Here is a 22,593-nt window from a genome sequence, read left to right as displayed (position 1 = left end):
ACTTGTATTTTCACGAATTTGATTTTGACGATGACTTACTGGACGGAATAGATGCAATGGGCTATACCACGGCTACACCAGTACAGGAAGAAGTAATTCCCATCATATTATCCGGTAGAGACCTCATCGCCTCTGCACAGACCGGCACCGGCAAAACTGCTGCTTTCCTGCTTCCCACCATACAAAATCTCCTCACTCATACCCACGATGCACAGCAGATCAATTCCATGATCATTGTGCCTACACGGGAACTGGCTGTTCAGATAGCACAAACACTGGAAGGAATGTCCTACTTCACCAATATCAGCTCTATTGCTGTTTATGGTGGCGGAGACGGGGCTTCTTTTGCATTGGAGAAGAAAGCGCTTTCATCCGGGGCAGACATTGTGATCTGCACGCCCGGGCGTATGATTGCCCACCTCAACATGGGATATGTGAAACTGGAAGGGCTGAAATACCTGATCCTGGATGAAGCAGACCGCATGCTGGACATGGGTTTCTACGATGATATTGAAAAGATCATCTCTTTCCTGCCCAAGAACCGCCAGACGCTTCTTTTCTCAGCTACCATGCCGGTGAAGATGCGGAACCTAGCCTTAAAGATCCTGCAGAACCCTGCGCAGATCAATATTGCTATTTCCAAACCACCTGAAAAGATCATCCAGGAGGCTTTTGTAGTGAATGAAGAGCAGAAGGTGCCCCTGATCAAAATGATCCTGGAAAAACGGAAAACGGAAACGGTGATCATTTTCTGTTCCCGCAAGCAAAGTGTAAAACAACTTACACAAGTGCTTAAACGGGCCAGATTTTCCGTGGAAGAGATCCACTCAGACCTTGAACAGGAAAAAAGGGAACAGGCGCTCCTTGACTTTAAAAACCGTAAACTGAAAATACTGGTGGCTACAGACATCCTGAGCCGCGGCATTGATGTGGAAGATATTGACCTGGTGATCAACTATGATGTACCAAACGACGGAGAGGATTATATCCACCGTATCGGCCGTACGGCCAGAGCAGCTACAGATGGTACCGCTTATACGTTCATTGGCCCTAAAGAGCAGAACCGCTTTGTAAGGATCGAAGAACTGCTGGGCCACCCCGTAGTAAAAGCACCCGTACCGGAAGAGCTGGGACCTGCTCCGCAGTATACGCCTAAGATGAGAAGACCCGGCGGCGGCGGTGGCAAACCCCGGCATGGTCATCACAGCGGCGGAGGCGGCGGAAAACGCAAATTCCATCATCAGCCAGGTGCAAAAAAGAACAGACCGTAATCACTTACGGTTTTTTTTATTCCCAGCCTATAAACAGGCTTACCATCACCCATACCAGCAGCAGATTGAAAGTATAATAGATCACGCTGATCAGGAATTCGTATAGTACCACCTTCCACCTGGGCATATCAGGAAAGAGGCCCCACATCACCCATACCGGATACAAAAAGGAGATTGCGAAATTAAAGTACCCCAGTACCCTTCCATCAACATGGAAGACCAGCGAAGCTATTATATAGAGGATAGCGAACAGGAAGGAGATCATGCCCGCATTAAAGATGTTCAGCACAAAATGCTCTGCATAGTTGTAACGCCGGTAAAACAACCAGGTAAGCAAAGATATCAGGGGCAGCAGGAAAACGAATAACAACTTCAGATTATGATGAATAAACTCCGTTATCCTTATTGCCTTTAATGCATCCGCATCCGGTTTTACCGGCTGTTTGGTAAGAAGGCTTAGTACCAGTAATTGAAAACCGATCATCAGTATGAATGCCGTGAAGGGATTGAAGTAACGCTTACGCTGCCCTTCCAGGTAGTTTTTAACAGTCTTTCCCGGATAGGTAAGCATGGCCTTTATAAAACCGAAGATGCTTTTATCTGCGTGCGTCACTGCATGGATCAATTCATGCACAAGATGATGTGTGGTAAATCGATGGGTATCTGCCTTCTGGCCGCAATGCGGACAGAAATTACCTGTGAAGGCTGTTTGGCAGTTCTTGCAGTTGGTCATAGCAGGAATAGGATAGTACTATATTAAATATAGGCTATTAAGTGAATAACTTAAAAGCATTCTTATAATTCTTTCCCACCAGTAATGTTTTCCCGTTCTTCAGCACTACCATATTCCCTTCCAGGTAATGTACGTGCAGTTTATTGACGATAAAGGATTTATGGATGCGGATAAAATCTGCCGCCGGTAATTGTTCTTCAAAACTGCTGAGTGTACGGGGTGTAAGCAGGAACTCATCCTTCAGCCAGAGTTTCACATAGTTCCCGGCGCTTTCCAGGTAGAGGACCTCTTTCATATCCAGCTGCACAAAACGTTTATCCGTTTTAATGAACAACTGGTCCGGCGCCGTACTTTTTTCCACGGCTGCTTCTGCGGGCTGCTGCAGGCGGTATTGTTCCATGGCTTTGGTCACCGCTTTAAGAAAACGTTCAAAGGCAAAGGGCTTTAAGAGGTAATCACATACATCCAGTTCAAAACTCTCCAGTGCAAATTCTCCGTATGCGGAGGTGATGATCACCAGGGGTTTCTTCTTCAGGATCTTTAAGAGATCAAGGCCTTTGATACGGGGCATTTGTATGTCCAGGAAGAGAAGGTCTACATGGTTCTTACTGAGGTATTCCAGGGCCTCTGTGGCCTGGTAGCAATGACCGGCTATCTGCAGAAAAGGGATGTCTTTAGCATACAGGCTGATCACCTCGTGGGCCAGTGGTTCGTCATCAATGATGAGGGCTTGCAGCGGCATGCAGTTGTAATTTTAAGGAAGCGAAAAATGTATGGCCATCTGTTTCAGTATGCAGCGTATGATTGCCGGGATATAATAATTGCAACCTGCGGCGCAGGTTTTCCAACCCTATCCCTTTTGCCGTTCCTTTCATTGCTGGTTCAACAGAATTCCTGCAACTGAAATATACTTCATCTTTTTCAGTTTGCAGTTTAATGTGCAGGAAGGAAGCACCTTCTGCAGGTTCCACACCATGTTTAAAAGCATTTTCAATTAAGATGATCAGCAAGAGCGGGGAGATCTGCAGGGAAGGATCATACCCTTCATGGTCCAGCTGCACATCCACAAATTTATGCATACGGATCTTTTGCAGGTGCAGGTAATCTTCCATATACTTTACTTCCGCGCTGAGTGTTACCTGCTCTTTCTGCCCTTCGTAGATCACATACCGCATCAATGCAGAGAGCTGCAGGATCACCTCAGGTGTTTTAGCGGAACGAGTAAGACTGAGGGCGTAGAGATTATTTAATGTATTGAAGAAGAAGTGGGGATTGATCTGTTGCTTCAGCACATCCAGCTCTGCCTGTACCTGTTGTTTTTCCAAGGCCGCTATCCTGCTGTGCTGGCGGAACCAGTGGATGGCTACGATCACAGGCAGGGTACCGATCAGCACCGCAAATACGCCCCATGCATTTTCCGCATCGAAGGGTTGGGAACTGATGATCTGAAAACGTTCATTAAAGGGCAGCCAGATAATGAGTTGTGCCAGTATGGGATATAATACTACAACCGTTCCCGCGACCCCTGCAGCATAATATACAATGCCCCGTTCTTTCAGCAAACGCGGCACCAGGAAGTAATGATTGATGTAGTAAATGATAAATCCGGCCAGCCAAAGCAGGAAGAACTGTAACCAGAAGCCCAGGAACAGGCCAAAGTTATCCATGATCTTCCCTGCATCAAACACACCACCTATCAGTAAGATGCCATCGTGATCAAAGCGGGGATCTCCTATGCCGGATACTGCCATCGCGGAACCCAGCCCTGTGAGTAATGCAATCCCCAGCAGAATGGCCAGATCCAGGCTGATCTTACGGAAGCTCTTGAAATGATGGATATAGCTGTTGGCTTCCAGCACAAGGTCCAGCCAGAAGCAGGTGATGAATACAGCGCCCAGTTCCGCATTGCCTCCTTTTATGGTGACGATCAACATAGCGTAACCCACAAATACGGTGAGCCATGCTGCGATGTATTGCCACCAAACCAGTTTTGTTTTCAGCCCCCGCCTGAACCATGCAAATACCATCAGCGGCAGCAGGAGCAGCGCATAATAGGCCAGTGAAGAAAAGTACTGCTGCCAGGAGGTTGCAAACCAGATGGCTGCCCAGATCGTCACTACAAGGTATATCCAGGTGTCCCGTTTCATAAACATTGAAAATAAACCCTGCGGATGGGTTGAGCAAAAATAAATGCCAAAGGTGACCCTGCCGGAGATGAAGGGAACATTTTTCCGGATGAACGTTTCATCGTCCCCATTACTACCTTGATCATTTTTACTTTCCGGTGGAGCAATACGCCTGTAGCTTGCTATTAAAAAAATGCTGGAGATACAACACCTGACCAAGATCTATTCCAACGGGGTGAAAGCGATGGACAACATCACCCTCAGCATCCCAAAGGGCATGTTTGGCCTGCTGGGGCCCAATGGTGCGGGAAAGAGCACGCTCATGCGTACAATTGCCACCCTCCAATTGCCGGACAGCGGCACCGTTACCTTTAACGGCAGCGCCGTTGATAAAAAACAACTGGGTTTTCTGCCGCAGGAATTCGGGGTTTACCCCGGCATATCTGCATATGACCTATTGCAGCATATTGCCATCCTGAAAGGTATGCACAACAAAGGGGAACGCAGGGCACAGATCCTATCTCTGCTGGAACTGACCAATTTATACGCCGTAAGGCGTAAAGCTGTGAGCACTTATTCAGGCGGTATGAAACAACGTTTTGGTATTGCGCAGGCCTTGCTGGGCAATCCGCAGCTGATCATTGCAGATGAACCTACCGCGGGATTAGATCCTGAAGAACGCAACCGCTTTCACAACCTGCTGGGTGATATCGGTGAACAGGTAGTGGTGATCCTTTCCACACATATTGTGGAAGATGTAAAAGAGCTTTGTCCGCGTATGGCCATACTGGGCCATGGTAAAGTGATACAGGAAGGTGTACCCGAAGAGCTGATCACGGCGCTGGCCGGCAAAGTATGGAAGAAAACCATCGCCAAAGCAGAACTGCCTGTTTATGAAAAGGCATACCCTGTTATTACAGCACGGATGGTATCCGGCAGAACGCTGCTGCACGTATATGCGGAGGAAGATCCGGGAGAAGGGTTCTTTCCTGCCGAAGCATCTCTTGAAGATGTATATTTCTCTGAACGTTATGGTTACGCCAAAACTCCTATCCCATGCTGATCTTATTTGAATGGACGTATCAATATAAAAAGAAGTTATTCCTGTTTGCGGTACTGTTCTTCGCCGCGCTGGGCTTTGCGGCAACACAGGGTAATATTGGCGGGCCGGACGTATGGAGCAACGGCCCTTATCCAATTCACTTCATCTTATGCCTGGTAAGCATCACCGCATTGTTCGCCATGACCATACTCTGTGCCAGTGCTGTACTGCGCGATAGTGAATGCTGCATGCAGGAGATCATATATGCTACCGGAATAACAAAGCAGGCATACCTGGCCGCGCGCTTTTCCGGGTTGATCATAGCCGGACTCTGTATCTTACTGGCCAGTATTATTGGTATGATCACAGGTGGCATGATGGAACCTGGCGGATCGGTACATCTGATCTATTACTTCCAGGCCCTGTGCCTGATAGGCATACCTAACCTGCTTTTCTGCGCAGCCTGCCTGTTCATGATCGCTATCCTGTTCCGCAGTACGGCAGCCGTGTATATCGGCGGCGTGTTACTGTACATTCTGTATTTTGTGGCTTCGCTGGCAGGTAATTCACCCCTGATGGCGGGCTCCTCTCCTACAGGCACTGAACATGCGCTACTATATGCCCTGGCGGACCCTTTTGGTTTTGTGCCCTTATTAGCGCAGACAAAAGGTTGGACGGAGCATGAAATGAATACACTGAGCATTGTGCCGGACTTTCATTTCACGGCGAACAGGATATGCTGGGTGCTGGTTTCCCTGCTGCTGCTCACCATCACTTATTTTCGGTTTTCCTTTGCTTCCTTTACTGCATCCGGCAAAGTGAAGAAACAGATAGCAGGCACTGCGCCGGGTATACCGTATGCGCCGGTGATTTTATCTGCCTATAACCAGAAGTCTGTGCTGCTGGAATCCTGGCGGCTGGGCACCAGAAGCGTACTAAAAAGCCTGCCGTTCCTGATCATGGTATTACTATGGTTATTTATGATGGGCATGGAGTTTTACCAGACCATCCTGAAGGGCATGTTTGGGATGCGGTTCATTCCTTTTTCAGGAGAAATTGCGGCACAATTGCGTGATACACATCTGCTGGAATTATTCCTGCTCTATTATGCCGCAGAGATCATCTGGCGGGAAAAGCAGGCTGGTATGCACGACCTGATTGATGCCACTGCCGCACCAAAGCGTGTATTATTCCTCTCCAAATGCCTGACCATGATCACCATTGTGGTAGTGCTGGTTACGGTGAATATTGCAGCGGCTGTTATTATGCAAACCACAGTGGGATATACAGATTATGAGCCGTTCACCTATCTCTCCCTTTATTATTACAGTGGTGTGCCTATGATCATATTCGGCATATTATTCCTCGTCATACAACGGCATGCTCCCAACAAATACATCGGCATGGTATTATCTGCCTTTGTGTTGTACCTCTTGCTGGAAGGAGATAACTTCGGTCTTAAACATCCGCTCTGGCGTTTTGCATCCCCATTTAAAATGAAGTATGATGCATTGAACGGATGGGGGCATTACAAAACTGCTTTCCATTGGTATATGCTGCTGGGTGTTTGCATCGCGTTGCTGGCTGCTGGTGTATGGCGTTATGTAACAGGTGCTGCAGCGCTGCTTGTTACCGGTTACATCTTTTATCAGACGCCATCTTCTGATGATAACCGGGGCAATGTGTACCGGGAAAAATACATGCACTATTCCACCCTGCAGCAGCCGGTGATCACTTCAGTTAAAACTTCTGTTGAGTTATATCCTGCAGAGAAAAAGTATACGGTAAAAGGTACCTACCACCTGCTCAACAACACTGCAGTACCTATCCCTGATATACTCGCAGGTATTACACCTGGTGTAAGCAGTATCAACATTTCCATCCCCGGCGCAACATTACTTGAAAACGATGATCGTTATAAATTCCAACGCTTCAGGTTACAACGCGCTTTGCAACCGGGAGACTCCATCCTGTTATCCTTTTCTCTCGCCGTTTCTACCTCTGCCTTTACGCCTTACAACCCGGAGAATTCCGTGCAGGAGAACAGTGCTTATATAGAACTGGAAAAGAACATTCCTTACATCGGTTACGCCCCTTCCCTGGGTTTAACCAAAGAGTATGATACAGAACCGGATGATAGTACGCTGCATTATAGCTGGGTACGTTACGAAACCACTATTGGTACCTCCATCGATCAAACAGCGCTTACCGTAGGTACACTGGAAAAACAATGGGAACAGAACGGGCGGAAGTATTTTCACTATAAGACGGAAGAGCCCATTGCTTTCATGTTCGCACTAGCTTCCGGGAAGTACCAGCAACAAAAAGTGAATGGTGTTGAGATCTATTATTACCATGAGAAAAATGTTCCGGTGATACTTACCTCCGCCCAACAATCCCTTGCTACCTATAGCCGTATCTTTAGTCCTTACCAGTATAAAACACTGCGGCTGGTGGAAATCCCGCATTACCCCGGAGCCGGTACAGCTTACCCGGGTATTGTATTCCTTAAAGAGAACTTCATTTTTGGCACCGATCTGAAAAAGATGGATTATGCCACTTCCGTTACAGCACATGAAATAGCGCATCAATGGTGGGCTTACCAGGTGGAACCGGTAGGTATAGCCGGTAGCAAGGTGCTTACCGAAACACTGGCCAATTATTCAGAGGCTATTATGACGGAACAGTTGCAGGGCAAGGACTGGCTCACAAAGTATCACCTGATCGAACATAACATTTACATCTCTTCCCGGGCAAATAAGGAAACTACATTGAAAGACAGCCGGACGGAAAGTTATGTGCACTATCAGAAAGGCAGCATCGTGATGCAGGCTATGATGGCTGAAATGGGAACGGATACGATCAATACCGCCTTACGCAGCCTGCTGAGGGTACATAGCTGGCCGGGAACAAGACCTACCACTGCAGATCTGCTCAATAACTTCTATGCAGTTGCCACACCTGCACAACAACGATTGATACATCGCTGGTGGGAAACAAAGTTCCTGTACGACTTTAGCTTAGCCGAAGCGAATATGAAAAAACTGCCTTCCGGGGAATATGAGGTGAAGCTGCGGGTAAAGAGTAACGCGCCGGAGGAAAAGTTAGGTATTGCTTTGTATGATGATGCAGGTAAAGTGATGTATGAAGGTTATCAAACACGCATTTTGCTAAAAGAGAAGCCGGCACTTGCAGTGGTTGACCCGGAGATATTGCGGCTGGAAAAGAATAGGGAGGATAATGCAAAAAAGATAGAATGAATGCCAAAAAGATCCCAACAATTATAAAACAGATGATCCAAATGATCATTTCATCCACAAAAATATAAAACACTCAAACAGATAACCCGCATGATCATTACATCCAGGCCATTCTAAAACAACAGAAGAGCGCTAACTGCGCTCTTCTGTTTTATCCTTAATCGTATCCATTACAAGATCCCATTGTTTCTCATTGTTCTGATAAACCGTTTCAGTAGGGAAATTGCTATGTTTTACTTTCAGTCTTGTACCTTCTTCTATTGGTTCCAGTTCCATGCGCACCAAAGAATAATTCTCCGCCTGATCCGGTACACCGCTGGAGCTGCTGTAGTAAGTATATTCAAATACCTTCTCTTTATCGAACACTTCAATAGTACCTTTATCCTCATATGGCTTGCCTTCATACTCTCCCGTAAAACGGATCAGGCTGCCCACTTTCCATTCACTGGTAGCATTCGTGCCAAAAAGATATTCTTTAATACCCTCCGGAGTGGTGAGAAATTTCCACACTTTGGAAACAGGCGCTTTAATGTCCAGTGCCTTTGTGACTACGAAATCCTGCAACATGGTATTGAATTTTAGTGAGGTATTACGTAGTGCAAAAATCACACCTAAGACATAAATTCCGGAGCATACTCCACCATGCCCGAAACACCATCCAATGCGCCCGGGAACAACTCCATTCCCATAAAAAAATTATCCGGTACATCAAAAGGCGATGTGATCCCCCATTTGGATGCAGGCACAAATCCGAACTTCGGATAATAATGCTCATGCCCCAGAACGATCACGGAGCCATAACCGGCTTCCGTTGCTTTAGACAATCCTTCCCTGATCAACATCCCGCCGATGCCCTGTTGCTGAAACTCCGGCAATACGGAAACGGGCGCCAATGCCAGGGCTTTCACATTCCTTCCACCGATCTTAATCTCGGTAAAAAGTATATGACCTGCGATGCGCTGACCGGTAATGGCGATGAGTGAAAGTGATGGAACATACATGGGGCTTGTGCGCAAACGGTCTACAAGGATGGCTTCCTCTTCCCGTTTAAATGCCTGCTTATGTATTTCAAAAACGAATTTATGATCAACTTTAGTTTCCTGTTGAATGATAATTGAATTAGGTTGCATGTTTAAATAATTGCCAATGATAAATTTTATATGTACTCAATACAGGGGTCACCCTCTCCATGTTTGCATGTAAGGCAGGCCGTTAGAGACTGGCAGAGAGGGTATGTTAGGCAATATCCATGAAATGCAAATATAATAACAAATCTGTCTATTTTTGCGCCATGCAAAATTCCTTTCAGCATAAAACTGTTGTGATCACCGGCGCTACATCAGGTATTGGGAAAGCACTGGCTGTTGCATTCCTGCAGACCGGCGCCAATGTATCTGTATGCGGCCGCAAACAAAATACCCTCGATGCCCTGCAGCAGGAACTGAACCATCCTGCTTTACATACCTTCCCCGCCGATGTGAGCAAAGAAGCTGATTGCAAAGCCTTCATAGAAAGTGCGCTGGCCCGGTTCGGGAAGATAGATGTGCTGATCAATAACGCTGGCATCAGTATGCGGGCTTTGTTCCATGATGCGGATGTGGAGGTCCTCAAAACACTGGTGGACATTAATTTCTGGGGAATGGTATACTGCACCAAATATGCTTTCCCGTCTATCCTGGCCAACAAGGGTACCGTAGTGGGCATCTCTTCCATAGCCGGCTACAGGGGCTTACCGGGAAGGACCGGCTATTCCGCTTCCAAGTTCGCCATGCAGGGATTCCTGGAAGCTTTGCGCACGGAGAATTTGCATACAGGCGTTAATGTGATGTGGATCTGCCCGGGCTTCACGGCTTCCAATATCCGTAATACAGCGCTGGATAAAAGTGGGCAATCTCAGCAGGAAACACCTTTGAATGAGGACAAACTGATGAGTGCAGCCACTGTTGCGCAACATACGTTAAAGGCTATATTAAAACGCAAACGCAGCCTGGTGCTTACTTCACAAGGCAAGATCACCGTACTGCTAAGTAAGCTTTTACCCGGCCTGGCAGATAAGCTGGTGTTCAATCACTTTAAAAAGGAACCGGGCTCACCTTTAAAAAGTGAATAATTTTTAATTTCCACATTCTCTTACTCTCATTGAAAATGACTTTCTTTGCACAGGATTTGCAATACCCTTGTGGGTTTTAGCGCCCAAACTATAACATGCCCATTATCACACTAACATCCGATATCGGTTTGCAGGATTACCTCGCAGGCGCCATTAAGGGCCTGCTGCTGCAACACTGCGCGGATGCTCAGGTGGTGGACATCTCTCATCACATCTCTCCTTTCAACCTTCCGCAGGCTACTTACATCTGCCGCAGTGCTTTTAAATACTTTCCGGAAGAGACCTTTCACCTCGTGCTGAATAACCTGTTCGACCGTAAAGCAGATTACCTGTTGATGGCGCGGCACAATAACCAGTTCATCTGCTGTGCGGACAATGGTATTGTAACCATGATCGCCGGGGAAAAGCCAACACAGGTAGTGCGCCTGCCCCTGGTACCGGGTGAGAACAAACACACGCTGAACATGGTGAAAGTGATGGCCCTGGCAATTGCTGCAATGATGAAAGGCGCATCCATGGAACAGGTAGGTACACCGGTTACGGAACTGACGGTGAAGAACAACCTCCAGCCGCTGACCGGGGAAGACTATATTGAAGGGCAGATCATTCACATCGATAACTTTGAGAACGTAGTAGTGAACATCACCCGGGAACAATTCATTGCCCAGCAGCAGGGACGCAAATTCGCCATCTTCTTCCGCAGGGATGAAATGATCACCCAGGTCAGTGAAACCTATGCAGATGTGCCGGAAGGACAGAAACTGGCGCTCTTTAACGCCGCCGGGTATCTTGAAATAGCTGTGAACAAAGGGAATGCTGCCGGGCTGTTTGGCCTGCAGGGCTTCCGGAGAGATCAGTTGCAACAGGCTGCTTATCAGCAACTGTCCTTTTACCAAACCGTGAAAATCATCTTTGAATAATGATCCGGATCGTGAAACTGACCTTCGACCCTGCGCAAACTGCTGCTTTTGAACAGCTTTTTGCGGAACGCCAGGCGGACATCCGCCATTTCCCGGGATGTACCCACCTGGAACTCTGGAAGGACAAAGCCCATATCGGGGTCTATTTCACCTACAGCCACTGGGAAAATATAGAGTCACTGGATGTTTACCGCCATTCAGAGATGTTTGCGGACATCTGGACGGCCATTAAAGGCTGGTTCACCGGAAAACCCGAAGCCTGGAGCCTGGAAAACAGAACCCCATAACCGCCTGATTTACCGTACTTCTTTCCGATTGCCCCGATCCATCCAATTGTTAAAATATTTATAAAAAGTTAAAACTGTTGTTCACATTAGCTTAATTGGTTACTTTTTCTATTTTTGTCGGAATTATATAAAACAACCTTATGAATTTTAACCGGATTAATAACATTACAGGCTGGATCGTGTGTATAATTGCCTGTAGTGTGTATTTAATGACCATGGAAGCCACGGGAAGCCTGTGGGATTGCGGCGAGTTCATTTCCGCGGCCTATAGGGTACAGGTACCTCACCCTCCGGGAGCTCCTTTGTTTGTATTGCTGGGCAGGCTCTTTACCCTTCCCTTCTCTCCTTCTGAAGCAGCCCTGGGTGTAAATATCATGAGCGCCCTGGCCAGTGGTTTTACCATCCTGTTCTTATTCTGGACTATCACCCACTTTGCACGCCGCATGTTCACCACTACCGGTGAAGAACTTTCCAGCCAGCAATTACTGGCCGTAATGGGCGCAGGCGTTGTAGGTGCTTTGGCATATACTTTCTCTGATTCTTTCTGGTTCTCCGCCGTGGAAGGTGAGGTATACGCATTTTCCTCCCTCTTCACCGCCCTGGTGTTCTGGGCTATGCTCAAATGGGAGCATGAAGCGGATACCAAGTACGGCGACCGCTGGATCGTTTTCATTGCTTACATGATGGGCTTGTCTATCGGGGTGCACTTGCTGAACCTCCTGACTATCCCCGCCATTGTAATGATCTATTATTACAAGCGCACCAAAACCCCTACCACTGCAGGGGCTATCTGGGCCTTTATTATAGGTTGTGCGCTTACCGGTATGGTACAGAAGTTCATTATCCAGGATACCATCAAGGCTTCCGGTATGATGGACGTGTTCTTTGTGAACAGCCTGAGCCTGCCTTTCTTCTCCGGTTTCGCATTCTATTTCATAGCCGTCATCGCTTTACTGATCTATGGTTACTACAAACCTAAATTCGGTTTGTATGTTCCCCTGATCATTGTAGCTTCTGTAGTACTGATCCCGGCCTTCACGGGTGGTGATAGCGCAGCTGTCCTCATTTTCCGCTTTGTAGTGGGCATCGGTGTACTGCTGATCCCTTACTTCATCAAATTATTCGGCATAGAGCTGAATGCCCAGAAACTGCGGCATGTGGTGCAACTGACGAATTCCTGCATCCTGTTCCTGCTGATGGGTTATTCTACCTACGTAACCACTATGGTGCGCTCTTCCGCGAACCCTTCCGTGGATATGTATAATGTGGACAATCCGGTATCCCTGGTAGGTTACCTGGGCCGTGAGCAGTATGGCGACTTCCCGCTGATCTACGGTCAGGTGTTCACTGCCCGCCCTGAATCTTACGAAGAACAAGGCAACCTGTATGCCCGTGGTAATAAAGAATATGTGGTGGTGGGTAAAAAACAGGTGCCGGTATATGCTGCCAAGGATAAAATGCTGTTCCCCCGCGTATGGGATGCCAGCAACGATCAAGGCCATGCTGATTACTACAAGGCCTTCCTGGGATTAAAAGATGGTGAAGCACCTTCTTTTGGCGATAATATTTACTTCTTCTTCAAATACCAGGTAAGCTTCATGTACCTGCGTTACTTCGGCTGGAACTTCATCGGTAAACAAAATGATGTGCAAGGGTTTGGGAATCCCCGCGATGGTAATACCATTTCCGGTATAGCGCCCCTGGACAATCTATTGTATGGCGATCAGTCTGAAATGCCGGACAGCCTGAAGGTGAATAAAGCACGTAATACTTTCTATTTCCTCCCGCTGATATTGGGCCTCATTGGATTCTTCTTCCATTACAACCGCCACAGAAAAGATGCGATCATTGTAGCATTGCTCTTCCTGTTTACCGGTTTGGCCATTGTGGTATACCTGAACCAGGCCGGTAACCAGCCGCGTGAACGGGATTATGCCTTTGTGGGTTCCTTCTACGCATTTGCCATCTGGATAGGTTTGGGTGTATTGAGCATCTATAACTTCATTGTGAAAAAACAAAAGACTATTGCAGCACCTGTTGCGATAGGCCTGGGCCTTCTCGCAGCACCCATACTGATGGGTGCACAGGGATGGGATGATCACGATCGTTCCAAAAAAGTGATCGCCCGCGATGTTGCCCGCGACTATCTGGAATCCTGCGATAAAAATGCCATCCTCTTCACCGTGGGTGATAACGATACTTACCCGCTCTGGTATGCGCAGGAGGTAGAAGGCATTCGTCCGGATGTACGGGTGATCAACCTCAGCTTGCTGGGTGTTGACTGGTACATTGATCAGCAGCGTAAAGCCGTAAACCAAAGCCCGGCCATTGAAATGATCCTGGGCCCTGAAAAATACCGTGGTGAAAACCGTAACTATGTGATGCACTACGATAACGGTAAGATCCCGCAGAACAGCTTCTTTAACCTGAAAGAAGTGATCCAGTTCGTGGGAGAAGACAGTGATGGCGCCAAGGTACCTTTACAGAACGGTGAAAAAGTGAACTTCCTGCCTACGCAGAAATTCTTCATTCCCGTAGATGTAAATGAAGTGGTGAAAAATGGTACGGTAGATATCCAGGATAGCGGCCGCATTATGCCACAGGTGCCCATCGTACTGCCTGAGAAGAAAAACGTGATCTATAAGAACGACCTGGCAGTATATGATATCATTGCAGCCAACGCCTTTAAACGCCCGATCTATTTCACCAGCCCGGTTGACCTCGGATTCAACGAGTTCCTGCAGGTGGAAGGATTAACTTACCGCCTGGTGCCAACACGCAGGCTGCCTTCCAACGAAATGCTACCCGGCCTGAACGACCAGGTGCAAACCCGCAAAATGTACAACAACCTCATGGATAAGTTCGTGTATGGTAGTGTGGACATTGCAGGTGTATACTTTGATGAGCCTAACCGCCGGATGCTGCAAAGCGTGCGGAATGCTTATACCAAACTGGGTGTTGCACTCGTAAAAGAAGGTAAAAAAGATAAAGCACTGCAGGTGCTGGACAGGCAGGATTCTGTATTCCTGCCCGGCAATATGCCTTATGCCATGACCTCTCCGGGTAACATGCATAACCTCTGGAGCATGGAAATAGTATATGCTTATTATATAGCCGGCAATGCGAAGAAAGCGGATGCTATCTCTGCAGAGATCACCAAAGACCTCGAGCAACAGCTGCGTTACTACCGCAGCCTGCCTGCAAGACTCTTTACCAACGATCTGCAGGATGATGCACAACGTGCAGAGCAATTCCTCGGCATGCTGAAACAACTCAAGGTTGATTTCAGTAATAAGGATACACTGAAGCAACAGGAAACCGGGCAGCAGTTCAGCACGGTACCTGATACCACTAAGAAATAAAAACAGAAGGCCGTCTCAATAAAGAGACGGCCTTTTTTTATGGCTAAAACCAAAGCCCCCGCTAAGCGGAGGCCTTATTGCTATCGAACATTTCCTACCTGTTACTTCAATACCGAATAACTCTCCGGTACCAACATAAATTGTATCACATTCCTCTCCGTTAAATAGAGATTGGCGGTTTCCTTTAACGCAGCAGGTGTTACTCCCTTCAATGTTTCAGCTGTTCTGGTCACCTCCAGCATATCTTCTCCATTCTCTGCCTGGCCGCAGAGGTATCCCAGCCAGAAACTATTATCCAGCAATGCCGTTTCTACGTTTTTAGCATAAGCCGCCCTGAACTTTTGTATGTCGTCCACAGTAACGCCCTCTGTTCTTAATTTGGCCATTTCTTCTTTCACGATCGTTACCAGGTGATCAATGTTCCTGGGTGCGCAGCCAAAGGCCACTACATACGCATACCTGTTCTTTGGCAGCTTATTGTACATAAACTGTACAGAAGGGCTGTATACTTCTCCTTCTGCCTCTCTCATGCGTTCCAGCAGTTTGATCTGCAGGATCTGGCCCAGGGCATTCATGCAGGTGTTATTCACCGGGCTGTAAGGATAATCTCCGCTGAACACCAAACGCAGGAGGGCTTTATCTTCTGAACCACCTCTCACTACTTTTACTAACTGGCCGGCAGGAATGTGTGTACCCAGGTCACGGGCGCTTTCTTTCCTGTTGAGAGAAGGTAAAGCGCCAAGGTATTGTTCCAGCAAAGGCTCAATAGTAGCCAGATCAAAGTTGCCGGTAAAAACGAAGGTGAAACCGGATGCGTCCGCAAAACGTTGTTTGTAGAGTTCATACGAACGGTCCAGTGTGATCATGCTCAGCTTGATGAGCGTAGGCGGACTGTTCCTGTAATGATAATCTCCCATCACATATGCCATGGTATCATTGAACGCATTATTAGGATCTGCATACCTGTTACGGATCGCTTCCTTTGAATTATTGATCACGGAAGTATACAGCGCACTGTCCTTCCGGGGCTGGGTGAACCGCAGGTACACCATTTGCAGCGCTGTTTCCAGGTCTTCTGTGGAAGTAGCGCCATTGACACTTTGTGAGCGGGCAGAGATGAATGTGTTCACGCCTACCTGTTTTCCATTGAGTGCTTTGGAAAGCTGCACAGGGTCCAGGTGAGCCAGGCCAAAGCTTTCCACGAGCCTGTCTACACCAGAGATCGCATCAAACTCATCATCTTCCAATACGGAGCTTCCACCTGCACTGAAACCACGGAACTTTATCTCATCGTTCTTAAACGTTGTGGGTTTAAGGATCACGGTGAGGCCATTGCTGAGCAGCAGTTTTGTGGTACCGATAGCCGGTTCGGTAGTTCTGGATACAATCTTTCCGGGTGTGGGCTTTACGGGCATGAGTGCCAGGTCTTCCGTCACATCCTGGTAGGCAACCAGTTCCGCTTTGTGTGCTTTGTTGATCCAGGTAATTACGGCAGCGCTGTCCGGGAGTGTTGCCTTTGCTTTTTCAGGTGCTATCACCAGGATGTCGCGGTTGGTATCTGAAATGTATTTCTCTGCTACTGCTTTTATATCTGCCAGTGTGATATGGTTAAGATGCTGCAGGGCAAATTGGTGTTCCCATTCAATACCGGGCGCAGCTTCTCCGGTCAGGAAATTACGCTGATACTCTTCTACCATGCTTACAGAAGAAGTTTTGTTCTTTTCCTTCAGCGAACTTTCCATGGTACGCAGGTATTGCTGCTTTGCGCGATCCAGTTCTGTTTGCGTAAAGCCGAAGCGTTTCACTTTCTCCAATACCTCCCAGGTTTGTGCGAATGCATATTGTAACTCTCCTTCTTTGGCCGTTACTTCAAACACCAACGCTTCCAGGCCTCCCTGTAAGTTTTGGAGGCCGGTGGAAGCATTGCTGAAACTTGCATTGGTTTTACGTGTTAGCTCTGCATACCGCCTGGAGCCCAGCATTTGCAGGAAAAGGTTCCGCCTGATGCTTTCCAGGTAGTCTGCTTCTGTACGCAGGGAAAGCGATCTGTGTTTTAAAAACACCTGCATAGAAGTGGCAGCAACTTCAGGGTCTGTTACTACCAGGAACTGGTTCTTTCCGGTCAATGGAATAGTATAGTCAGGGCGTTCCCTCGGCCCTGCAGGGTTCCTGAGATCGGCAAAATGTTTCTTTACCATTTTCTCTGTTTCCTTCACATCTATATCCCCTACTATGATCAGCGCCTGCAGATCAGGCCGGTACCAATCCTGGTGAAAGCGTTTGATAGTGGCCTGGTTGAAATTTTTTAAGATCTCTTCCAGGCCAATGGGCAAACGCGCTGCATAACGGGAATTATTAAATAACATGGGCAGGTATTTGCGCATCATGCGGTCTTTCCCTCCTTTGATCAACCTTCCTTCTTCCAGTATGATACCCCGCTCCTTTTCAATCTCTGCAGCGTCCAGCGTGGCTTCCTGTGCCCAGTCCCGCATGATCTGCACGGCGCTTTTCACCATGACGGGATCTGCTGTCGGGATGGGCAGTTTGTACACTGTTTCATCAAAGAAGGTATATGCATTCAGGTCTGCACCAAAACTCACCCCTGCTTTCTGCAGGTAATCCACCAGTTTGTTCCTGGGGAAATGTTTGGTGCCGTTGAAGTTCATATGTTCCAGGAAATGCGCCAGACCACGCTGGTCTTCATCTTCCAGAATGGAACCTGCTTTATTTACAAGATAAAAACTGGCGCGGCCTTTCGGCTCTTCGTTGTGGCGGATGTAATAAGTGAATCCATTCGCCAGTTTTCCCTGCTTCACAGCCGGGTCCAGGGGAATGTTCTGGGCAGCAGCCGTATGCCATAGCAATACGGTTGCGCCTAAACCTATCCATTGTTTGATATTGCTCAAGTTTGCATGTTTTAATTTGGAAAAATCTCACTGAGCTTTTGCTCTAATGCTGCACCTCTCAAACTCCTGGCAATGATCCTGCCCTGCGGATCTATGAGGAAATTAAGTGGTATCCCCTGGATGCCGTATAATTTCACCACTTCACTTTTCCAGTATTTGAGATCAGAGATCTGTGGCCAGGTAAGGCCATCGTCCTTGATCGCTTTCATCCATTTCTCCTTAGCGCCTTCCGCATCCAGCGATACGCCCAGGATCTCAAAATTTTTACCATGATACTTTTCGTAGGCTTTCACCAATGTAGGGTTCTCTGCACGGCAGGGACCACACCAGCTGGCCCAGAAATCTATCAGTACATATTTACCGCGGAAGGAAGAGAGGCTGATGGGATTATCGTTAGGGTCTTTCAGTGTAAAATCAGGTGCTATTTTATCAACGGCTACAGCAGTCTCAAAGGTTTCTGCATTTTTGATCCGTGCCTGCAGGTCTTTCACACCGGGCATTACTTTGAAAGAGTCCGGCAACAAGGCAATGACAGGGTTAAGTTTGGCGCCATCCAGTTTCCCCATGTTCTGCACGTAGGAATTAAATGCATAGCCCAGGATACGTGAGGAAGGATTATTACGGATATAATCGCCATACACCGCATCATTCCAGTTTTTGGTGAGGGTGGTTATCTCTTCATCTACAGCAGGATCTGTTTTGCCATTCCCCAGCATGTCCAGCTCCTGCTGCTTTTTCCTTAGCGCATTTATTTTTGCGTTGTAGGCTGTATTGATGGCCAGCAGTTTTTGATATTCAAGGTTTTCAGGAGAGCCGGAGAAAGTAGCATTCGCAAAAGTGTTCTTGTGCCTGATGGCAACATTCTCCGTGCCACCCAGGTAAATAGCCAGCAGGTTATGGGCATCAGGCATACCATTCAGGTTGCCGGCCCTTAATATTACGTCCCAGCCTGATGTGGCAGCAAACGATAACTTATAGGTGTTCCCTGTTACATCCACTATATCTGTTTTATAACCTTTACTGCCCCAGTAAGAGACCTGTACGGAAGTAGCTTTTACATTCTCCAGGTGGCCCGTGATGGTAAAGTTGCCATCCTGCGCATGGAGTGTGCAAGCCGTAGTGACCATGAGTAAGGTCAGCATCACTTTATTCATATTCCTGTTTTTATCCGGTTAATTAAATATTGACGTCATCATATCAGAGAGCGCTGTACCATTGAGGTTTTTGGCCACGATCCTTCCATTCGGTGCAATCAGTACATTCTGTAAAGGATAGGCGGAAGCGGTGACGCCGAATAGCTGCGCCACTTCATTTGCAGGGCCTTTACCGTCTGACAGGTGTGCACCGGGTATCCCCGCTTGTTCCAGTGTCTGTAACCAGGCATCCTTATTTTCATCCAGTGATATGGTGATCAGGGCTAAGCCTTTATCTTTATAATCGCTATAGGCTTTTTTCACATAAGGGAGATATCCTGAGTAAAAACCCTGATCGGAAGTTTTCCAGAAGGCGATCATCACATATTTTCCTTTGAAAGAAGAGAGGCTAACAGGATGGCCGTTATTGTCATTCTGTGTGAAGTCCGGCACCTTATGACCCAATGCAGATTTCAATTCCTTCTCCAATATTCCGGCTGCTGTAATACCGGCAGGACTGGCTTTAATATGTTCCGGCAGGCGGTCATAGATCGTGGCCAGGCTATCCACATACCCCGCAGGATTGGTGCCCATTTTCAGGTTCTTACAAAGCAGGTAAGCCGTTACAGGAGATCCAGGATGTTTTTTCATGAAATCCCAGTGTGCACCCCTTACACCGCTTTCCATTTGCTTGCCGCTCAGCATGAGCATATCGAAATAAGCTTTGTTCTTTGATTCCGTGTAAAGCTTAGCGATGCCCAGTACCGTATCCTTCCACATCAGGTTATCATGTTTCACGGCAACCAGGTAATCTTTGTGAACAGCAGAGCCGGTGACGGTAACATTATCCATGGTTTTATCAGAGGAGGCTGTCAGTTTTCCTTTATCCAGGAAGATCTTTGCCACATGTTCACTGGTGCCCAGCAAACCGGCATCCTTGATATCCCTGTTGTTCAGCAGCTTTGGAGAGATGTAAGCCAGTGCCGCATCATTGATCTTTCCTTTAAAAGTATACCGGCCATTTTTCACGATAGCACTATCAGCAGGGCGTGCATTGATGGAATCATAGATGAGGTAAACCTTTTCCGGCATAATGGGCAAACCTTTCAGTGTTCCTTCCAGCACAAAAGTATTGCTGCTTTGGATCAGCTGCGGGCCTTCAAGTTTGTTCTGTGCCGTTGCAGATACTGCCAGGAATAACAGGCAGCATAAGAGCGATTTGTTTTGCATAGATGACATGAATGAATGATTTAATTAAAGATCTTTTCCAGTTGTTTTTCCAGTGCGTCTCCCCGCAGGTCTGTAGCGATTATTTTACCATCAGGCCCCAGCAGGAAACACTTTGGCACAAACACTACCATATAGTTCCTCGCTGCTTCACCCTGGTATTCTTTCAGATCACTGACCTGCGGCCAGGTATATCCATCTTCCTTTGCAGCGGCCTTCCAGGCAGCAGCATCTCTATCCAGTGAAAAGCTCACGATCTCAAAGTTTTTATCTTTAAAGCGTGCGTATGCTTTCACCAGGTTAGGGCTTTCTTTACGACAGGGGCCGCACCAGCTGGCCCAGAAATCGATGAACACATATTTGCCTTTCAGGTCTGAGAGTTTGAAGGGCTGGCCTTCTGCAGTGGTGGCAATGATCTCCGGCGCCATTTGACCAGGCAGGATATGTTGCCGTATTTTGATCAGCTCCGCCACTTTTTTACCCAGCACACTATGCCGCAGTTGCGGTGCAAAAGCTTCAAAGCGCCGTTCTGCACGGTCCACTGATTCATTGGATACCATTTCGAAAAACTTCACCAGGCTGAGATAGTAATCAGGGTGCAGCGCTACAAAACTTCGCACCAGCGAGGCTTTCATGGCACTATCCTTCTCATCGCCGATATGTTCATTTAATTCAGCTACCTGCCGGGCATATACTGCCGGATCAATTTTATCTGCCTGCAAGGTTTTGGGCTGGGCAAATAAGGTCCCTGCTGCGAAACTTAAGATCGCAGCCAATAAGCTAAAGCGCATATGATTGGTGTTTATTGGTACCCTGGTGTCTGGATCAGATTTGGATTAGCAAATACATCTGCTGTTGGAATAGGCCACCACTGTTTGAAGGTTTGCCATGCTCCGCCTTTTTGCGGTGCAACGGTGAGCATCAGTGCATCCAGTTTATTCCTTCTTCTGAGGTCCAGCATGCGGTGCCCTCCTTCCGTAAAGAGTTCCACACGCCGCTCCTTGTCAATAGCTATAAGCATATCTTCTTTCGTAGCAGCAGTTGTGCCGGTGAGTGCTGCTCTTGTTCTTACAGCATCCAGATCAGCCTTCGCACCTGTGACCTTGTTCAACTGCGCACGTGCTTCCGCACGTATGAGCAATTGCTCTGCCAGCCGGAACACAGAAAGGTATTCTGCTCCTGTGGTGTTTACTTTGTATTTATTTGGAAAACGATACGTAATAGGTGTACCACTTGTAGAAGAAACAGCTCTTGTCCAGGAAGTAAAACGTGCATCGCCGGCTTCAAAAGTATTCAGCAGGTCTGCAGAGATCACCGTATTCACACCATTAGCCGGAAAGAGTGTTACCGTGGCGGGCATACCGTTATTATATGTGGCAAAATCCTTTGCAAACTGAAAACCTGGTGTGCTGGGCATGAGCCCGAATATTGTTTCTTTACTGGCTGCCAGGAAAGCAAGGTCTGGCTGTGGCAATACGTAAGCAGGATCAGCAATGATGGTGGTGGATTGCAATTCTGCATTCTCCCATTCCCCCAGGTAAAGGTATACACGGGCCAGCAAAGCAGTGGCAGCCGCTTTATTCGGCCTTCCCCTGTTGGTGGTAACCAGGCCATCGCCCCCTTTATATTCTGCAGTTAAAAGTGTTTGTGCCTGCAACAGGTCTTTCACCACCTGTTTGTACACATCATTCACCGGGCTGCGGGAAAGGGCATTATTTGTTGTATAGGACGAACTAAGCGAAATAGGCGCATCTCCATACAGGCTCGCTACATAGAAATGCAGTAACCCCCTTAAGAAATAAGCTTCGCCTAACCATTGATTTTTATAGTTCAGCGTCTGTGAACCGGAGATCCCTTCAAGGGCCAGGTTACAGGCATAGATCTGTTTGTACAGGGTAGACCACATAGGGCCGGTATTATTAGCCTGTACATTGTTGGAATAAAAAAGATTTTCGGTCTGCGCGGTGGGATCAATACACTTTAATTCATCCGTATATAAAGCAGTTTGAAAAGCAATCCCTCTTCCATCGAGCACGCTGCCATTTGCCAAAGCAGCAAACTGGTCATTCAATACGGCAGAACTCGATCTGTCTGTTGTATAAGCCCCGCTACCAGCAATGGCAGTTGTTGGAAGTGGTATTTCCAGGAATTTCTGGCATCCGCTGAGCCAACCTGTACCGATAACAATACCAACTATTATTAAACGTTTCATGTTT

General features: G+C 47.4%; 17 protein-coding genes. 7 read left to right on the top strand and 10 right to left on the bottom strand.

Features of this window, described 5'->3' with window-relative positions:
* Positions 1 to 2 precede the first annotated feature (2 nt).
* On the top strand, positions 3 to 1,271 hold the full coding sequence (locus AAHN97_RS08950) for a DEAD/DEAH box helicase (protein ID WP_343307236.1): 1,269 nt from the start codon (positions 3 to 5) through the stop codon (positions 1,269 to 1,271).
* Between the two features lie 16 nt (positions 1,272 to 1,287).
* On the opposite strand, the gene AAHN97_RS08945 is transcribed toward AAHN97_RS08950, so the two are convergent.
* The 3 genes from AAHN97_RS08945 to AAHN97_RS08935 are packed head-to-tail and all read right to left on the bottom strand — an operon-like array spanning position 1,288 to position 4,151.
* Positions 1,288 to 2,004, bottom strand: a complete 717-nt coding sequence (locus tag AAHN97_RS08945; protein WP_343307235.1) for a DUF3667 domain-containing protein — start codon at positions 2,002 to 2,004, stop codon at positions 1,288 to 1,290.
* Positions 2,005 to 2,041: 37 nt separating this feature from the next.
* A complete protein-coding gene (locus AAHN97_RS08940) occupies positions 2,042 to 2,746 on the bottom strand; it encodes a LytR/AlgR family response regulator transcription factor (protein ID WP_343307234.1) in 705 nt (234 codons plus the stop codon).
* The gene (locus AAHN97_RS08935; RefSeq protein WP_343307233.1) at positions 2,721 to 4,151 is read right to left on the bottom strand and encodes a sensor histidine kinase; all 1,431 of its coding nucleotides are present in this window, start codon (positions 4,149 to 4,151) and stop codon (positions 2,721 to 2,723) included. Before AAHN97_RS08935 ends, AAHN97_RS08940 begins: the two co-directional genes overlap by 26 nt.
* Positions 4,152 to 4,323: 172 nt before the next feature.
* Here AAHN97_RS08935 and AAHN97_RS08930 point away from each other — a divergent pair, with 172 nt between their 5' ends.
* Positions 4,324 to 5,193, top strand: coding sequence for an ABC transporter ATP-binding protein (locus AAHN97_RS08930; RefSeq protein ID WP_343307232.1), 870 nt, complete (start codon positions 4,324 to 4,326; stop codon positions 5,191 to 5,193).
* Positions 5,187 to 8,432: an ABC transporter permease/M1 family aminopeptidase gene (locus AAHN97_RS08925; protein WP_343307231.1), complete on the top strand. Its 3,246-nt coding sequence runs from the start codon at positions 5,187 to 5,189 to the stop codon at positions 8,430 to 8,432. The genes AAHN97_RS08930 and AAHN97_RS08925 overlap by 7 nt, the downstream gene beginning before the upstream one ends.
* 132 nt (positions 8,433 to 8,564) lie before the next feature.
* Here the strand turns inward: AAHN97_RS08925 and AAHN97_RS08920 are convergent, their stop codons facing one another.
* Entirely contained in the window at positions 8,565 to 8,999 is a 435-nt protein-coding gene (locus AAHN97_RS08920; RefSeq protein WP_343307230.1) for an SRPBCC family protein, read from the bottom strand.
* A gap of 44 nt (positions 9,000 to 9,043) precedes the next feature.
* On the bottom strand, positions 9,044 to 9,562 hold the full coding sequence (locus tag AAHN97_RS08915) for a GNAT family N-acetyltransferase (RefSeq protein WP_343307229.1): 519 nt from the start codon (positions 9,560 to 9,562) through the stop codon (positions 9,044 to 9,046).
* 161 nt (positions 9,563 to 9,723) lie between these two features.
* Between AAHN97_RS08915 and AAHN97_RS08910 the strand changes: the two genes are divergently transcribed.
* The 4 genes from AAHN97_RS08910 (at position 9,724) to AAHN97_RS08895 (ending at position 15,111) form a co-directional block, all read left to right on the top strand.
* Positions 9,724 to 10,542 carry an SDR family oxidoreductase gene (locus tag AAHN97_RS08910; RefSeq protein ID WP_343307228.1) on the top strand — a complete coding sequence of 273 codons (819 nt, stop codon included), beginning with the start codon at positions 9,724 to 9,726 and terminating at the stop codon, positions 10,540 to 10,542.
* 95 nt (positions 10,543 to 10,637) lie between these two features.
* Entirely contained in the window at positions 10,638 to 11,462 is an 825-nt protein-coding gene (locus AAHN97_RS08905) for an SAM hydrolase/SAM-dependent halogenase family protein (RefSeq protein ID WP_343307227.1), read from the top strand.
* Positions 11,462 to 11,749: a putative quinol monooxygenase gene (locus tag AAHN97_RS08900; RefSeq protein ID WP_343307226.1), complete on the top strand. Its 288-nt coding sequence runs from the start codon at positions 11,462 to 11,464 to the stop codon at positions 11,747 to 11,749. Before AAHN97_RS08905 ends, AAHN97_RS08900 begins: the two co-directional genes overlap by 1 nt.
* Before the next feature lie 140 nt (positions 11,750 to 11,889).
* Complete coding sequence (locus tag AAHN97_RS08895; protein WP_343307225.1) at positions 11,890 to 15,111, top strand: glycosyltransferase family 117 protein; 3,222 nt, start codon at positions 11,890 to 11,892, stop codon at positions 15,109 to 15,111.
* 101 nt (positions 15,112 to 15,212) lie between these two features.
* Here the strand turns inward: AAHN97_RS08895 and AAHN97_RS08890 are convergent, their stop codons facing one another.
* From AAHN97_RS08890 to AAHN97_RS08870, 5 genes are read right to left on the bottom strand one after another with little or no spacing between them, the layout of a single operon-like run.
* On the bottom strand, positions 15,213 to 18,017 hold the full coding sequence (locus tag AAHN97_RS08890; RefSeq protein WP_343307224.1) for a M16 family metallopeptidase: 2,805 nt from the start codon (positions 18,015 to 18,017) through the stop codon (positions 15,213 to 15,215).
* An 11-nt stretch (positions 18,018 to 18,028) separates the two neighbouring features.
* The gene (locus tag AAHN97_RS08885; RefSeq protein ID WP_343307223.1) at positions 18,029 to 19,171 is read right to left on the bottom strand and encodes a peroxiredoxin family protein; all 1,143 of its coding nucleotides are present in this window, start codon (positions 19,169 to 19,171) and stop codon (positions 18,029 to 18,031) included.
* 18 nt (positions 19,172 to 19,189) lie between these two features.
* Positions 19,190 to 20,389: a TlpA disulfide reductase family protein gene (locus AAHN97_RS08880; protein WP_343307222.1), complete on the bottom strand. Its 1,200-nt coding sequence runs from the start codon at positions 20,387 to 20,389 to the stop codon at positions 19,190 to 19,192.
* Between the two features lie 11 nt (positions 20,390 to 20,400).
* Positions 20,401 to 21,168 carry a TlpA family protein disulfide reductase gene (locus tag AAHN97_RS08875; RefSeq protein ID WP_343307221.1) on the bottom strand — a complete coding sequence of 256 codons (768 nt, stop codon included), beginning with the start codon at positions 21,166 to 21,168 and terminating at the stop codon, positions 20,401 to 20,403.
* Between the two features lie 11 nt (positions 21,169 to 21,179).
* Complete coding sequence (locus AAHN97_RS08870) at positions 21,180 to 22,589, bottom strand: RagB/SusD family nutrient uptake outer membrane protein (protein WP_343307220.1); 1,410 nt, start codon at positions 22,587 to 22,589, stop codon at positions 21,180 to 21,182.
* Positions 22,590 to 22,593: the final 4 nt, after the last annotated feature.

This window comes from Chitinophaga niabensis (assembly GCF_039545795.1).
In the GTDB taxonomy this organism is placed as follows: Bacteria; Bacteroidota; Bacteroidia; order Chitinophagales; family Chitinophagaceae; genus Chitinophaga; species Chitinophaga niabensis_B.
The sequence above is the reverse complement of the archived record's forward strand: the minus strand, read 5'-3'. Positions and strand labels throughout refer to the sequence as shown.

What these genes read in the sequence shown, in the direction of transcription:
- AAHN97_RS08945 (WP_343307235.1), bottom strand. Translation starts at nt 2,004, where the DNA reads ATGACCAACTGCAAGAACTGCCAAACAGCCTTCACAGGTAATTTCTGT.
- AAHN97_RS08940 (WP_343307234.1), bottom strand. Translation starts at nt 2,746, where the DNA reads ATGCCGCTGCAAGCCCTCATCATTGATGACGAACCACTGGCCCACGAG.
- AAHN97_RS08935 (WP_343307233.1), bottom strand. Translation starts at nt 4,151, where the DNA reads ATGAAACGGGACACCTGGATATACCTTGTAGTGACGATCTGGGCAGCC.
- AAHN97_RS08930 (WP_343307232.1), top strand. Translation starts at nt 4,324, where the DNA reads ATGCTGGAGATACAACACCTGACCAAGATCTATTCCAACGGGGTGAAA.
- AAHN97_RS08925 (WP_343307231.1), top strand. Translation starts at nt 5,187, where the DNA reads ATGCTGATCTTATTTGAATGGACGTATCAATATAAAAAGAAGTTATTC.
- AAHN97_RS08920 (WP_343307230.1), bottom strand. Translation starts at nt 8,999, where the DNA reads ATGTTGCAGGATTTCGTAGTCACAAAGGCACTGGACATTAAAGCGCCT.
- AAHN97_RS08915 (WP_343307229.1), bottom strand. Translation starts at nt 9,562, where the DNA reads ATGCAACCTAATTCAATTATCATTCAACAGGAAACTAAAGTTGATCAT.
- AAHN97_RS08910 (WP_343307228.1), top strand. Translation starts at nt 9,724, where the DNA reads ATGCAAAATTCCTTTCAGCATAAAACTGTTGTGATCACCGGCGCTACA.
- AAHN97_RS08905 (WP_343307227.1), top strand. Translation starts at nt 10,638, where the DNA reads ATGCCCATTATCACACTAACATCCGATATCGGTTTGCAGGATTACCTC.
- AAHN97_RS08900 (WP_343307226.1), top strand. Translation starts at nt 11,462, where the DNA reads ATGATCCGGATCGTGAAACTGACCTTCGACCCTGCGCAAACTGCTGCT.
- AAHN97_RS08895 (WP_343307225.1), top strand. Translation starts at nt 11,890, where the DNA reads ATGAATTTTAACCGGATTAATAACATTACAGGCTGGATCGTGTGTATA.
- AAHN97_RS08885 (WP_343307223.1), bottom strand. Translation starts at nt 19,171, where the DNA reads ATGAATAAAGTGATGCTGACCTTACTCATGGTCACTACGGCTTGCACA.
- AAHN97_RS08880 (WP_343307222.1), bottom strand. Translation starts at nt 20,389, where the DNA reads ATGTCATCTATGCAAAACAAATCGCTCTTATGCTGCCTGTTATTCCTG.
- AAHN97_RS08875 (WP_343307221.1), bottom strand. Translation starts at nt 21,168, where the DNA reads ATGCGCTTTAGCTTATTGGCTGCGATCTTAAGTTTCGCAGCAGGGACC.
- AAHN97_RS08870 (WP_343307220.1), bottom strand. Translation starts at nt 22,589, where the DNA reads ATGAAACGTTTAATAATAGTTGGTATTGTTATCGGTACAGGTTGGCTC.